At 74.0% G+C, this 13,348-nt stretch carries 12 protein-coding genes; 8 read left to right on the forward strand and 4 right to left on the reverse strand.

Annotated elements, in window-relative coordinates:
• Positions 1 to 146 precede the first annotated feature (146 nt).
• Positions 147 to 1,613: an MFS transporter gene (locus tag ACIBTV_RS08740; protein ID WP_396703408.1), complete on the reverse strand. Its 1,467-nt coding sequence runs from the start codon at positions 1,611 to 1,613 to the stop codon at positions 147 to 149.
• Between the two features lie 150 nt (positions 1,614 to 1,763).
• On the opposite strand from ACIBTV_RS08740, the gene ACIBTV_RS08745 reads away from it, so the two are divergent.
• The gene (locus ACIBTV_RS08745) at positions 1,764 to 2,342 is read left to right on the forward strand and encodes a TetR/AcrR family transcriptional regulator (RefSeq protein ID WP_396703409.1); all 579 of its coding nucleotides are present in this window, start codon (positions 1,764 to 1,766) and stop codon (positions 2,340 to 2,342) included.
• Between the two features lie 3 nt (positions 2,343 to 2,345).
• Here the strand turns inward: ACIBTV_RS08745 and ACIBTV_RS08750 are convergent, their stop codons facing one another.
• Entirely contained in the window at positions 2,346 to 3,701 is a 1,356-nt protein-coding gene (locus ACIBTV_RS08750) for a pentapeptide repeat-containing protein (RefSeq protein WP_396703410.1), read from the reverse strand.
• Between the two features lie 258 nt (positions 3,702 to 3,959).
• Between ACIBTV_RS08750 and ACIBTV_RS08755 the strand changes: the two genes are divergently transcribed.
• The 7 genes from ACIBTV_RS08755 (at position 3,960) to ACIBTV_RS08785 (ending at position 10,537) form a co-directional block, all read left to right on the forward strand.
• Positions 3,960 to 4,772, forward strand: coding sequence for an esterase/lipase family protein (locus tag ACIBTV_RS08755; protein ID WP_396703411.1), 813 nt, complete (start codon positions 3,960 to 3,962; stop codon positions 4,770 to 4,772).
• A gap of 166 nt (positions 4,773 to 4,938) precedes the next feature.
• Complete coding sequence (locus ACIBTV_RS08760; protein WP_396703412.1) at positions 4,939 to 5,559, forward strand: dihydrofolate reductase family protein; 621 nt, start codon at positions 4,939 to 4,941, stop codon at positions 5,557 to 5,559.
• A 242-nt stretch (positions 5,560 to 5,801) separates the two neighbouring features.
• Positions 5,802 to 6,167 carry a YciI family protein gene (locus tag ACIBTV_RS08765; RefSeq protein WP_396703413.1) on the forward strand — a complete coding sequence of 122 codons (366 nt, stop codon included), beginning with the start codon at positions 5,802 to 5,804 and terminating at the stop codon, positions 6,165 to 6,167.
• 368 nt (positions 6,168 to 6,535) lie between these two features.
• The gene (gene pyk, locus ACIBTV_RS08770; RefSeq protein WP_396703414.1) at positions 6,536 to 7,984 is read left to right on the forward strand and encodes a pyruvate kinase; all 1,449 of its coding nucleotides are present in this window, start codon (positions 6,536 to 6,538) and stop codon (positions 7,982 to 7,984) included.
• On the forward strand, positions 7,981 to 8,865 hold the full coding sequence (locus tag ACIBTV_RS08775) for an acyl-CoA thioesterase (RefSeq protein WP_396703415.1): 885 nt from the start codon (positions 7,981 to 7,983) through the stop codon (positions 8,863 to 8,865). The genes pyk and ACIBTV_RS08775 overlap by 4 nt, the downstream gene beginning before the upstream one ends.
• Before the next feature lie 57 nt (positions 8,866 to 8,922).
• Complete coding sequence (locus ACIBTV_RS08780) at positions 8,923 to 9,387, forward strand: RrF2 family transcriptional regulator (protein ID WP_396703416.1); 465 nt, start codon at positions 8,923 to 8,925, stop codon at positions 9,385 to 9,387.
• Positions 9,388 to 9,541: 154 nt separating this feature from the next.
• The gene (locus tag ACIBTV_RS08785) at positions 9,542 to 10,537 is read left to right on the forward strand and encodes a sulfite exporter TauE/SafE family protein (RefSeq protein WP_396703417.1); all 996 of its coding nucleotides are present in this window, start codon (positions 9,542 to 9,544) and stop codon (positions 10,535 to 10,537) included.
• A gap of 112 nt (positions 10,538 to 10,649) precedes the next feature.
• Here ACIBTV_RS08785 and ACIBTV_RS08790 read toward each other — a convergent pair whose 3' ends face one another.
• Together ACIBTV_RS08790 and ACIBTV_RS08795 are read right to left on the reverse strand one after the other, a co-directional pair.
• Entirely contained in the window at positions 10,650 to 12,083 is a 1,434-nt protein-coding gene (locus ACIBTV_RS08790) for a pyridoxal-dependent decarboxylase (RefSeq protein WP_396703418.1), read from the reverse strand.
• Between the two features lie 222 nt (positions 12,084 to 12,305).
• A complete protein-coding gene (locus ACIBTV_RS08795; protein ID WP_396703419.1) occupies positions 12,306 to 13,316 on the reverse strand; it encodes an LLM class flavin-dependent oxidoreductase in 1,011 nt (336 codons plus the stop codon).
• Between the last annotated feature and the right edge of the window lie 32 nt (positions 13,317 to 13,348).

The raw sequence follows: 13,348 nt of genomic DNA on the forward strand, positions 1-13,348 counted from the left end.
GAGACGTGAGACGGGATCATTCCCACGTACGTGGTGGTGGCCGGGCGTGGCGCCGTGGGGGGGGGGGGGGGGGGGGGGGGGGGGGGGGCGCGGGGGGGCGGGGGGGGGGGGGGGCCCCCCCCCCCCCCCCCCGCTGTCGGGTCAGGTCACCGGGTCGACGGCATGGTCGCGAACTCGGCGGCCAGCTCCGACTCGACGATCGTCGCGGCGGACGGCCGGCGCGGCCCGCGCGCCCGGCGCCCGGAGGGGACGGCCAACGCCGCCACCGCCGCCGCGAGGGCGATCGCGGTGAGGAGCAGGAAGCCCATGGTGAAACCGGCCTCACGGGGCAGTCCACTCGCCTGCGGGTGGGCGGTGATCACGCCGCTGACCACCGCGGCGCCGATCGCGCCGCCGATGGTGCGGATGTTGGCGTTCATGCCGGTCGCGACGCCGGTCTGCGACGCCGGGACGTTGGCCACGATCAGGTTCGCCATCGAGGCGAACGCGAGCCCGATGCCGAGGCCCACGAGCCCGCCGGCGACGGCGACCTCCAGGCGGCTGTCGTGCGCGACCGCCAGCATCGCCGAGGCGACCACGTTGAACGCGGCGCCCGTCGCGAGCTGGGCCTTGGCGCTGAACCGCGCCTCGAGGCGGCCGGCGGCGATGCCGGCGACGAACATCGCGACGAGCATGGGCAGCATGAGCAGGCCGGCCTGGCTGATGCTCGCGCCGAAGCCGTAGCCGGCGGAGGTCGGGGTCTGCACGAACTGCGGCAGGAAGGCGTAGACGGCGAACATCGAACCGCCGTAGAGGAGGGCGACCAGGTTGGTCGTCCAGACGCCGGGCAGGCGCATCATCCGCATGTCGATCAGCGGGTTGGTGGAGCGGATCTCGGCCAGCGCCCAGCCGACGAAGAGCACGGCGGCCAGCGCCAGCAGGCCGAGCACGCGACCGGAGGTCCAGCCCCAGGCGGCACCCTGGCTGATCGGCAGCAGCAGCGCGACCAGCCAGCCGGAGAGCAGCCCGGCGGCGAGCCAGTTGATCCGGCCGGGCGCGCGAACGGGCGATTCGGGCACGAACCGGTACGCGGCGAGGGCGGTCAGCCCGACGATCGCCATCGGGATCCAGAACAGCCAGCGGTAGCCGAGGACCGCGACGATCGGGCCGGCGAGCACCACGCCCAGGCCACCGCCGGCGGCGACGATCGCCGAGATCGACGCGACGGCGGAGCTCACCCGCGTGGCGGGGAACTCGTCGCGGATGATCCCGAACGACAGCGGGAACACGGCGCCGCCCATGCCCTGGACGACCCGGGCGATGATCAGCACCCAGATGTTCGGCGCGATGGCGGCGAGCAGACAGCCGAACGCGAGGGCGAGCAGGGACGCGACGAGCATCCGCTCCTTGCCCACCATGTCGCCGATCCGGCCGACGATCGGGGTGAAGATCGACGCGGAGAGCAGGTACGCGGTCAGCACCCAGGTCACGGTGTTCTGGGAGGTGTGCAGGTCGTGCTGGATCGTGGGCAGCACCGGGGTGATCAGCGACTGGAGCATCGCGAAGAATCCGGCGCCGGCCGCGAGCACGAGGAACGTCAGCCGGCGCGAGCCGCGCCGGGTGGTCTCGATCACGGAGGGAACTCCAATGGGTACGAGTGGGGAGGGAGCGAATCCCGGAGTACGCTATCCGGAGGCACGGCTCCGGTCTTTTCCGGAGGGGTGCCTCCATTAAGCTAGCGGAGGTAGCCCTCCGGTTGCAACCGAGAAGAGGTGACGCGCGTCATGACCAGCGCCGACCAGCTGGGAGAGGTCTTCCTGCGGCGTCCCAAGCGGGCCGATGCCCGGCGCAACTACGACGCGCTGATCGCCGCGGCCCGCACCGTCTTCGGCGAGTGCGGGACGGGCGCGTCGCTGGAGGAGGTCGCCCGGCGGGCCGGGGTCGGCATCGGCACCCTCTACCGCAACTTCCCCAGCCGCCGGGATCTGTTCGAGGCGGTCTACGTCGACGAGGTCCAGGCGCTGAGCCGATCGGCCGCCGACCTGTCCGACCTGCCGCCGTGGGACGCGCTCGTCGCCTGGCTGCACCGCTTCGTCGCGTACGCCGCCACGAAGCGGGCCCTCGCCGAGGAGTTGATCCACGACTCCGACGTGTTCCGCACCTGCCGCATCGAGATCTTCGCGGCGGGCGAGCCGCTGCTGCGCCGGGCGCAGGACGCCGGGGTGGCCCGGCCGGACGCCAGCTTCGAGGACGTCATCCGGCTGATCAGCGGCATCACCGCCTACCAGTTCATGGAGCCGGCCCAGCGGGATCGGGTGCTGGCGATGGCCCTCGACGGGGTGCGCTACACCGGACCGCGCTGACCCTCAGCGGTCGACCAGCACCAGCCACTCGTCGTCGAGCCGCCGCACCGTCGTGCCCTCCGGCCACACGTGCGCGACGCCGGCGGCGGCCCGGGCCTGGTCGACCTGCGGTGGCCGGTGCAGCCGCGCCCCCTCGAAGCTCGCCGGGCCCTGGAAGCGGGCGCGGCCGAAGTTCGCCGCCCCGGCGAAGCGCGCCCGCTCGAACCACGCCTCGGCCGCGAACACCGTCCAACGGAACAGCGCCATGTCGGCGAAGCCGGCGCCCCGGAAGTCGGCGTGCCCGGCGAACTCGGTGTGCTCCATCGACAGGCCACCCGCGAACGCGGCCTCCGCGAACGTGGCCCCGTCCTCGAAGCGGGCGGCGTCGAAACTGGTCGGCCGGTCGAAGCCGGCGCCCCGGAAGGACGCCCGCTCGGTGAACGCGGCCCGCCGGCAGGAGAGGCCGCCCCCGAACCGGGCCCGGTCGAAGCTGGCCCGCCCGGTGAACCGCGCGTCGTCGAGCACGACCTCGCCGTCCCCGGCGAGGTCGTCCAGGACCGCGTCGGCGAGGACCGCGCCGAGGCGCAGCCGCCCCCGCACGGTGGCGCCGGCGAACGTGGTGGCCCCGTCGAACACCGCCCCGGAGAAGTCCGCGTCGACCAACTCGCAGCCGCTGGCGTCGAACCCGTCGAGCCGGGCGCCGCTCAGGTCGAGCACCGTGCCCGGCCAGTGGGCCGGGTCGCCCGGTCGCAGGCGCCGGGTGAGCACCCGCTGCGCGCTGCGCCGCACCTCCGTCTCGCGCGGCTCGCCGTCGGCCGGCGGCATCCGCAGGTACGCGCAGAGCACCGCCACGATCGTCGGACGCTGGGCCGGGTGGTCCTGGCCGAGCCGCTCCAGGGCGTGCAGCCCGCCGAGGCGTACGGCCGCGCTGTCGCTTCCGAGCAGCTCGACCGCGCGCGTGTAGAGCTCGGTCAGGCGGCGCTCACCGGCGTCGTGTTCGGCAGCGGCGGCCAGCCGCTCCTGGTGCCGCTCGGCGGCCGCGGCCACCGCCTCGGTGTGCGCCTGCACCCGCTCCCGGTGCTCCTGGTCGCGAGCGGCGACCGCCTCCTGGTGCCGCTGTGCCCGCTCGCCGATCCACTGCCGACGGGCGGCTAGCAGCAGCGCGAGCCCGCCGCCGGTGCCGGCCACCACGGTCAGACCGGTGCGGATCGCGTCGACCCGCAGGGTGGCCCGGGTGTCGGGCTGGCTGGCGCGGTCGGCCTCGCCGAGCAGCCAGTCCAGGACCAGCCAGCCCAGCAGCGCGGCGAGGAGCAGGCCCAGCAGCACCAGCCACCACGGCATCACCCGTAGCCGCCCGTCCGGGGCCTCCTTGACGCGCACGGCGCACAGCATGCCACCTTCCGCCGCGTCCCGGGTGCGGCGGACGCGCGCGCCGTCGCGACCGCGCCGGCGACTGTGGACGGTCGGCGGAACGCGGCCCGATATGCCGGATCGTGCGCTCGCCGGGACAACAGTTACCGGCGCGTAACTTGTCATTGACGTTTCTGAATTGTTAACCCCATCATCGATCCACGGTCGACCGGACACCCCCACCCGTCCTCCCGGTAACGCCGGGTGCCTCCCACCGGAGGTGCAGCCATGCTGCTCCGAAAGACCGCCCTGGCCCTCGCCCTCGCCGTCGGCGCCGTCCTCGCCGCGCCGTCCGCGGCCACCGCCACCGCGGCACCCCCTCCCGCCTCCGCCGCGGTCCCCGAAGCCACCGCCACGGACGCCGCCGCCGTGAGCGCCGCCGCGGCCCGTCCGGTCATCGTCGTCGGCGGCCTCAGCGGCGTCGCCGTCGCGTACGAGCCGCTCGCCGCCCGGCTGCGCGCCGACGGCTTCCGGGTGTACATCTACCAACTGCCCGGGCTGGGACTCGGGGACATCCCCACCTCCGCGCGGGCGTTCGCCGGCTACGTCGCGCAGGTCCGCGCGGCCACCGGCGCGGCCACCGTCGACCTGGTCGCCCACTCCGAGGGCGGCCTCGTCTCCCGCTACTACCTCAAGCGGCTCGGCGGCGCCCCCGCCGTCGCGCGCTACGTCAGCCTCGGCACCCCCCAGTACGGCACGTACGTCGCCAACATCCTCCAGTTCCTCGGCCTCGGCAGCTGCGCCGGTGTCGTCGCCTGCCAGCAGATGACCATCGGCTCGGCGTTCCTCGCCGACCTGAACGACGGCGACGACACCCCCGGCTCGGTCCGCTACACCACGGTGCGGACGGTGCAGGACGAACTGGTCCGGCCGACGCAGAACGCCACCCTCGCCGACGGCGCGACCAACGTGCTGATCCAGTCGTACTGCCCGCTGCGGGTGGTGGGTCACCTCGGGCTCGTGCTCGACGGCACCACGTACACCGTCATCCGCGGCGCGCTGGCCGACGCCCCCGTACGCCCCAACTGCCTGGCCCTCTGACCGGGCCGGCCCCGGGCGGGGCGCGACCCCGCCCGCGGCCACCGGCGCGCGACGCGGCACCGGGCGCGGCGGACCGCGCCGCGCTCGGTCACGTGCTGGAACCGCACCACCGCGATGGGTACGGTGTCGACACCTGCCGGTCCGGGACGCTCGACGAGGGGCTGCCATGGCACGCGTACTGCTGGACGTCACCATGTCGCTGGACGGCTTCATCGCCGGCCCCGACGTCAGCGTGGAGCACCCGATGGGCGTGGGCGGGCTCCGCCTGCACCAGTGGATCTTCGACGCCTCGGCGAACGAGGTGGACGCGGAGATCGTTCGTGGGATGCGGGCGGGCACCGGCGCGGTGGTGCTCGGCCGACGGACGTTCGACGTCGGCATCGACGTCTGGACCGACACCCCCTTTCCGGTGCCCTGCTTCGTGCTGACCCACGACCCCCTCGCCGAGCGGGTCGAGAAGAGCGGCACCTTCACCTTCGTCACCGACGTCCGGGACGCCTTCGCCCGGGCCACCGCCGCCGCCGGAGACCGCGACGTACGCCTCATGGGCGCGGCGGTCGGCCAGCAGTTCCTGGCCGTGGGCCTGGTCGACGAGGTCCGTGTCCAGCTCGCCCCCGTGCTGCTCGGCGCGGGCCGCCGCCTGTTCGCTCACCTCGGCGACGCGCCCATCGAACTGGACCGGGTCGCCACGGTGGACTCGCCGCACGTGACCCACCTGCGCTACCTGGTCCGGCGCCCCTCGACGCCGGCCACCGAGGTCCACCCGCCCCGCCCCGCCGGCGAATGATCGCGGCCGACGGCCGACGGCCGACGCCGGTGGCCCGGCGCGCGGTGGCGCCGGAGCGGGACGGAGCACCCGCACCCGACAGGGGGAGACCGGAACCGCCCGATCCGGCGGAGACCGGGCGGGGCGGGGCCCGGATTGGCCGAGCGTCCGCTGTGCCGCCACGGGCCGTGCGACGCTGGGCCCGTGCCGGCGGTGTCGACCGAGGGTCGCCCCGCCCGACACCCGGCGGGAGGGGGCAGCCAGTGACGGGAGTGCCGCAGGTCGACTTCGCGCTCGACACGTACGAGTGCATCGTGCTGTATCCCGGCGCCGCCGGCCGGGCGCTGCCGCCCGAGACGGTCCAACGCCTGCAGTCCGAGCACGCCGAGCACGTGCAGGCGCTGCAACGGCGCGGAATCATCCTCGTCTCCGGCTCGGTCGACGGCCCGGCCCGCAATCCGGACCCGCCGATCGGGTTCGGGCTGGCCCGCACCGGGTCGGTGGAGGACGTGCGCAGCGTGATGGAGGCCGATCCGGCGGTCCAGGCGGGGCTCTACCGGGTGGACGTGATGACGTTCCTCTGCCCGGCCGGCTCGCTGGAGTTCCCGCTCGCCAAGACCGAGAGCTGAACGGCCGAAAGGCATCGGTGGGTGTCGTCATCGTGACGGCGCCGCGCGGCCCTCGGTGTTAGCGTCGCGCCATCGAGTCCCGTCGCTGGGGAGCGAGCCGGGGGCTCCTCCGCCCGACCCCGCCGCGCCGGCCCGCCCCGACGACCGGGAGCACCGGAGCTGGACCGGCGTGCGGGAGCACCCCGGTGGGCGCCGACGCCGGAGGCGTACGATTCCCGGCGCGCGGTCGCCGTTGCCCGCCGCAGTCACAACGTTCCCCGGTGGGGTGTCACCCGCCGAGACGCGCGCATGCCGCGCGACGTTGGACAATTGTTCCGCAGCCCGCAAGGGGTCGGCCCCCGGATCGACCCGGAAGAGAGACTAGCCTGATGGGCGTGACACGCCGCGCGAAGATTGTCTGCACTCTTGGTCCCGCCACCTCCTCCCCGGAGCGCATCCGGGGGCTCGTAGAGGCCGGGATGAACGTGGCGAGACTCAACTTCAGCCACGGCAGCCACGCCGACCACGAGGCGGTCTATCGGCTCGTCCGCGAGGCGGCCGAGGCGTCCGGCAAGCCGGTGGCGATCCTCGCCGACCTCCAAGGCCCCAAGATCCGGCTGGGCCGGTTCGCCGACGGCCCGCACGAGTGGCGCACCGGCGACTCCGTCGTGATCACCGGCGACGACATCCTCGGCACCAAGGAGCGGGTCTCCTGCACCTACCGCAAGCTGCCGCAGGAGGTGAAGCCCGGCGATCGGCTACTGATCGACGACGGCCGGGTCGCCGTCGAGGTCATCGACGTCACCGGCAACGACATCCGCGTCCTGGTCACCGAGGGTGGGCCGGTCTCCAACAACAAGGGCGTCTCGCTGCCCAACGTGGCGGTCAGCGTCCCGGCGCTGTCGGAGAAGGACGCGGAGGACCTGCGCTTCGCCCTCGGTCTCGGCGTCGACATGATCGCGCTGTCGTTCGTCCGCTCGGCCGACGACATCAAGCTCGTCCACTCGATCATGGACGAGGAGGGCGTCCGCCGCCCGGTGCTGGCCAAGGTCGAGAAGCCGGAGGCGGTGGACCACCTGGAGGCCATCGTGCTGGCCTTCGACGGGGTCATGGTCGCCCGCGGCGACCTCGGCGTCGAGCTGCCGCTGGACCAGGTCCCGCTGGTGCAGAAGCGGGCCGTGCAGCTGTGCCGGGAGAACGCCAAGCCGGTCATCGTGGCCACCCAGATGCTCGACTCCATGATCGAGAATTCCCGCCCGACCCGCGCCGAGGCCTCGGACGTGGCCAACGCGGTGCTCGACGGCGCGGACGCGGTGATGCTGTCCGGCGAGACCAGCGTGGGCAAGTACCCGGTGCTCACCGTCAGCACCATGGCCAAGATCGTGACGACCACCGAGGCCGGCTCGATCGCCGTGCCGCGGCTCCAGCACGACCCGCGTACGCACGGTGGCGCGCTCACCGTCGCCGCCTCCTCGATCGCCCGGGCCATCGGCGCCAAGGCGATGGTGGCGTTCTCGCAGACCGGTGACACCGTCCGGCGGCTCTCCCGGCTGCACTGCGACCTCCCGCTGCTGGCCTTCACCCCGGTCCCCGAGGTGCGCAACCAGCTCGCGCTCTGCTGGGGCGTCGAGACGTTCCTGATGCCGTTCGTGCAGCACACCGACGACATGTTCCGCCAGGTCGACCAGGCGCTGCTCGGCCTCAACCGGGCCAACCCGGGTGACTACGTGGTGATCGTGGCCGGCAGCCCGCCCGGCACCCCGGGCTCCACCAACACGCTGCGGGTGCACCAGCTCGGATCGCTGGTGGACGCGGCGTCGGCACGGGCCCTGCAGTGAGCAACCCGCCGGTCGCCGTCGGCCAGGCCGCGGTGGACCAGCTGCTGGAGGTCCTCGACCTCACGCCGAACGGCGAGATGGCCTTCCGGGGGATGAGTCCCCCGGTGGGCCCGCAGCGGGTCTACGGCGGCCAGGTCGCCGGCCAGGCGCTCGTCGCCGCCGGCCGCACGGTCGACCCGGAGCGCTTCGTGCACTCCCTGCACGGCTACTTCGTGCGCCCCGGCGACCCGTCCGAGCCGATCGACTACCAGGTGGAGAACGTCCGCGACGGGCGCTCCTTCTCGGTACGCCGGTCGGTGGCCCTCCAGCACGACAAGCCGATCTTCTTCATGTCGGCGTCGTTCCACCGGGCGGAGGAGGGCCTGGACCACCAGGCGCCGGCGCCACCGGACGTGCCGGGGCCGGAGGACGTTCCGACGATGACCGAGCGGCTCGCCCGCTACCCGGAGCGGCTCGGCATCTGGGGGCAGATCCCTCGACCGATCGACGTCCGCTACGTCGGCGAGCCCGGCTGGGTGCGCCCCGGCGACCGCCCCGCCGACCCCCAACAGCGGGTCTGGATGCGGATCGACGGCAAGCTGCCCGACGATCCGCTGCTGCACGCCTGCGCGCTGACGTACGCCTCCGACCTCACCCTGCTCGACTCGGTGCTCTCGGTGCACGGCGAGGTGTGGGGGCCGGGTGGCCTGGTGGGCGCGAGCCTGGACCACGCCCTGTGGTTCCACCGCCCGTTCCGCGCCGACGAGTGGTTCCTCTACGACTGCTGGAGCCCGTCCGCGTCCGACGCGCGCGGTTTGGCCACCGGCCGCATGTTCACCACCGACGGCCAGCAGATCGCCAGCGCGGTCCAGGAGGGTCTGCTGCGCCGCGTGGGTGCGTGATCGATTCGTGCAGGGGCGGCGGCCTGGTCCGCTGACCAGGCCGCTAACCTTGCCGGCATGCGCCTCTCCGCCCGGGTCGACTATGCCCTCCGCGCCGTCGCCGAGCTCGCGGCGACGGCGAGCGGCCCCGGCCGGGGCCGCCCGGTGACGGCCGACCAGATCGCCCGGGCGCAGGAGATCCCGCCGAAGTTCCTGGAGAGCATCCTGCTGCAGCTGCGTCGCGGCGGCGTCGTGAACGCCCAGCGGGGCCCGGAGGGCGGCTACTGGCTGGCCCGCCCGGCGGAGGAGATCTCCCTGGCCGAGGTGATCCGGGTGATCGACGGGCCGCTGGCTCACGTACGCGGACAGCGACCGGAGGACCTCGGCTACCACGGCGCCGCCCGCTCCCTCCAGGAGGTCTGGATCGCGTTGCGGGCCAGCGAGCGGGAGATCCTGGAGCTGGTGACCGTGGCCGACGTCGCCGCCGGCACGCTGCCGCCGCGGGTGACCGAGCTGGTCGCCGACCCGCGCGCCTGGACCTGAGCCGGCCCCTCCGACCTGAGCCGTTCGACCTGGGCGGGCGCGCCTGGTTGGGCGGACGGCGTCCCACCCATCGATCGGGGACTTGACCGGGGCACCCCCGTGGCGCATTGTCGACCAAGTCGATAGGTCATGCCGAAAAGCCCGGGGGTGCCTCGTGCGCAAGCTGCTGGTCCTCGCCCTGGTCGGGCTCGCCGCTCAGCTGGTCGACGGTTCACTCGGCATGGCGTACGGGTTGACCTCGTCCACCCTGCTGCTGGTCGCCGGGGTCGCTCCGGCCGCCGCGTCCGCCTCGGTGCACCTCGCGGAGGTCGGCACCACGCTCGCCGCCGGCGTCGCGCACTGGCGGTTCGGCAACGTCGACTGGCGGGTGGTCTCCCGGATCGCCCTGCCCGGCGCGCTCGGCGCGTTCGCCGGTGCCACCGTCCTCAGCTCCCTCTCCACCGAGTCGGCCGCGCCGTGGATGGCCGCCATCCTGTTCACCCTCGGCGCGTACCTGCTGGTGCGCTTCACCCGGCCGCTGCGCTCCGCAACCACCGGGGGCCGCCTGCGGGGGCGGTTCCTCGGCCCACTGGGCCTGGTCGCCGGGTTCGTCGACGCCACCGGCGGCGGAGGCTGGGGTCCCGTCGCCACGCCGGCGCTGCTGGTCTCCGGCCGCCTGGAGCCGCGCAAGGTGATCGGCTCGGTCGACACCGCCGAGACCGTGGTGGCCGTCGCGGCCAGCGCCGGCTTCCTGATCGGCCTCGGCTCCGAGGGTTTCCTCCTGCCGACCGTGGCCGCCCTGCTGGTCGGCGGCCTGATCGCCGCACCGGTCGCCGCCTGGCTGGTACGGATCGTCCCGGCCCAGCTGCTCGGGGCCGCCGTCGGCGGCGTGATCGTCCTGACCAACGCCCGCACCCTGCTGCGCGCCGGCGAGGTCGGGACCCCGCTGTCGGCCCTGGTCTACGGGCTGCTCGCCGCCGGCTGGCTGACCGCCCTGACGCTCGCCGTCCGGGCGCTCCGCCGCACCCGCCACGTCCAGGCGCTCGCCGAGCCTGCGCCCACCAGCGGCGTCGTCGACACCGCCGCTGCGGCAGCCCGCGGTGGCGCCGCGTCTGTCGTGGCCACCGGGGGCGAGCAGTCGCGCCGGCTGCCGGTCGCGGTGGACTCCTGACCCGGAGGCGGCAGGAGATCGACTCGGGATCCGTGACGTCGGGGTGTCACGGTGGCGGGACACCCCGACGTCAAGGTTCCCGAGTCGATCACCGTTCGCCGGGTGCCGGCGCTCAGGTTGCCAGGAGGTCGTCGGCGGCGGTCCGCAGCAGCGCCCACGCCTCGTCCACGTGCGCCTCGGCGGTCTGCGGGGAGCCGACCGCCAGCCGCAGCGTGAACCGGCCGGCGACCCGGGTGTGCGTCAGGTGGACCCGGCCGGTGCCGTTGACCCGGGCCAGCAGCTCGGCGTTGACCTCGTCACCGGCCCGCAGCCGGAAGCACACCAGCGAGAACGGGTGCGCGGCGGCCAGCTCGAACCGGTCGTCGGCGCGTACCCGCTCGGCGAACCGGGCGGCCAACGCCACCCCGCGGCGTACGTGCGCGCGCAGCCCTTCGACGCCGTACCAGCGCAGCACGAACCACAGCTTCAGCGCCCGGAACCGGCGACCCAGCGGCACCTGCCAGTCCCGGTAGTCGAGCACCGCACCCGACTCGGTCGCCGCGTTGCGCAGGAACTCCGGCATCACGGTCAGCGCCTCGACCAGCTCACCCCGGTCGGCCACCCAGAACGCGTCGCAGTCGAACCCGGTCAGCAGCCACTTGTGCGGGTCGAAGCAGTACGAGTCGGCGAACTCCACCCCGGCGTGCGACCAGCGCAGCTCCGGACAGACCGCGGCCGCACCGGCGTACGCGGCGTCCACATGCAGCCAGATCCCGTATTCCGCGCAGATCGCCCCGATCTCCGGCAGGGGGTCGACAGCCGTGGTGGAGGTGGTGCCGACGGTCGCCACGACGATCGCCGGTACGTCACCGGCAGCCCGGTCCGCCTCGATCGCCGCGCGCAGCGCGTCCGGCCGCATCGCCTGGCTGACCGGGTCCACCTCGACCGCGCGTACCCCGTCGGCGCCCAACCCGGCGATCCGGGCGGCCTTCTCGATGGAGGAGTGCCCGTGGGTCGACGTGTAGGCCCGGTAACGCCGGTCGACGCCGACCTCCCGCCAGCGGCCGCCGCCGGCCCGGTGCAGCGCGGCCAGGGTGGCCACCAGGGTGGCCGACGACGCGGAGTCCTGGATGACCCCGCCACCGCGAGTGTCCGACCGGAACCGCCGCGGCAGGTCGAGCAGCCCGGCCAGCCAGTCCATCATCACCGTCTCCAGCTCGGTGCAGGCCGGGCTGGTCGCCCACAGCATCCCCTGCACGCCCAGCCCGGAGCTGACCAGGTCGCCGAGGACGCTCGGCCCCGAGGTGTTGGCCGGGAAGTAGCCGAAGAAGCCGGGGTGCTGCCAGTGGGTCAGCCGAGGCGCGACCAGCGCGTCCAGGTCGGCGAGGACCGCGTCGATGGCCTCACCGTCCACCGGCGGCCCGGCCGGCAGCGCCGCCGCGAGGGCCCCGGGCGGGTCGGACGACACCACCGGGCGCTGCCCCAACGTCGACCAGTAGTCGGCGATCCAGTCCACCACCGCGTAACCGGCGCGGCGGAACTCCTCGGGATCCATGTGCTCGGCCACCCGTGGAGTCGATCAACAATCGAGCCGGGTCGCAAGAGGGGAGGGCCGCACCGGGCCGGCGGCAGGCACCGGGCCGCAGCCGCGGAATCCGCACAGCTCCGGCCCGGTGCGCCACACCGCGGCATCTCCGACCCGTCCCGACCGGAAATGCCGTACCACCACCGGACTCAAAACTAGGTACCGTCCGGGTCGCGGGGGTGACGCCAGCGTGAAGATCGTGTTTCAGGCGCCCCGACGCAGCCCGCCGACGACCTGCTCGGCGATCAACTCGTACGAGCGCACCCGGTCCTCGACGTCGTACACCAGCGTGGTGAGCATCAGCTCGTTCGCGCCCGTGCGCTCCAACAGGTCACCGAGCTGCCGCCGTACCGTCTCCGGGGAGCCCATCGCCTGGCCCTCCCGGCGCTGCAGCACGAACTCCCGCTCGACCTCCGTGTACGGGTACTCCGCCGCCTCCTCGGGCGTCGGCAGCGGGCCCGGCCGGCCCGAGCGCAGCTTCAGGAACGAGAGCCCGGCCGGCGCGGCCAGCCACTCCGCCCGCTCGTCGGTGTCCGCGCAGACGGCGTTGACCGCCACCATCGCGTACGGCTCGTCCAACCACCGCGACGGCCGGAAGCTCTGCCGGTAGAGCGTGAGAGCGGGCAGCGTGTTCTGCGCGCTGAAGTGGTGCGCGAAGGAGAACGGCAACCCCAGCATGCCGGCCAGCTGGGCGCTGAAGCCGCTGGAACCGAGCAGCCAGACCGCCGGTTGCAGACCCCGACCCGGGGTGGCGGTGATCGGGCCCGGCTCCTCGCCGCTGAAGTAGTTCATCAGGTCGGCCAGCTCACGCGGGAACCCCTCGGCCGACAGCCCCTCCATCGTCCGGCGCAGCGCCAACGCGGTCACCTGGTCGGTGCCCGGCGCCCGGCCGATGCCGAGGTCGATCCGACCCGGGTGCAGCGCCTCCAGCGTGCCGAACTGCTCGGCCACCACCAGCGGCGCGTGGTTCGGCAGCATGACACCACCCGAACCGAGCCGGATGGTCGAGGTCGCCGCCGCCAGGTGCGCGAGCAGCACCGCCGGCGCGGAGCTGGCGATGCCGGGCATGTTGTGGTGCTCGGCCACCCAGAAACGGTGGTAACCCAGCTCCTCGGTGCGCCGGGCCAGCTCGGTGGTGTGCCGCAGGGCCTCGCCGGCGGAGGAGCCGGCGGCGACCGGTGCGAGGTCAAGAACGGAGAGCGGTACGTCGATCACACGCGAGGCCAACCCGTACCGCGCCGGATTTG

This window comes from Micromonospora sp. NPDC049366, from assembly GCF_044466625.1.
Taxonomy (GTDB): domain Bacteria; phylum Actinomycetota; class Actinomycetes; order Mycobacteriales; family Micromonosporaceae; genus Micromonospora.

What these genes read in the sequence shown, in the direction of transcription:
- ACIBTV_RS08760 (WP_396703412.1), top strand. Translation starts at nt 4,939, where the DNA reads ATGGCACGCGTACTGCTGGACGTCACCATGTCGCTGGACGGCTTCATC.
- pyk (WP_396703414.1), top strand. Translation starts at nt 6,536, where the DNA reads ATGGGCGTGACACGCCGCGCGAAGATTGTCTGCACTCTTGGTCCCGCC.
- ACIBTV_RS08755 (WP_396703411.1), top strand. Translation starts at nt 3,960, where the DNA reads ATGCTGCTCCGAAAGACCGCCCTGGCCCTCGCCCTCGCCGTCGGCGCC.
- ACIBTV_RS08780 (WP_396703416.1), top strand. Translation starts at nt 8,923, where the DNA reads ATGCGCCTCTCCGCCCGGGTCGACTATGCCCTCCGCGCCGTCGCCGAG.
- ACIBTV_RS08745 (WP_396703409.1), top strand. Translation starts at nt 1,764, where the DNA reads ATGACCAGCGCCGACCAGCTGGGAGAGGTCTTCCTGCGGCGTCCCAAG.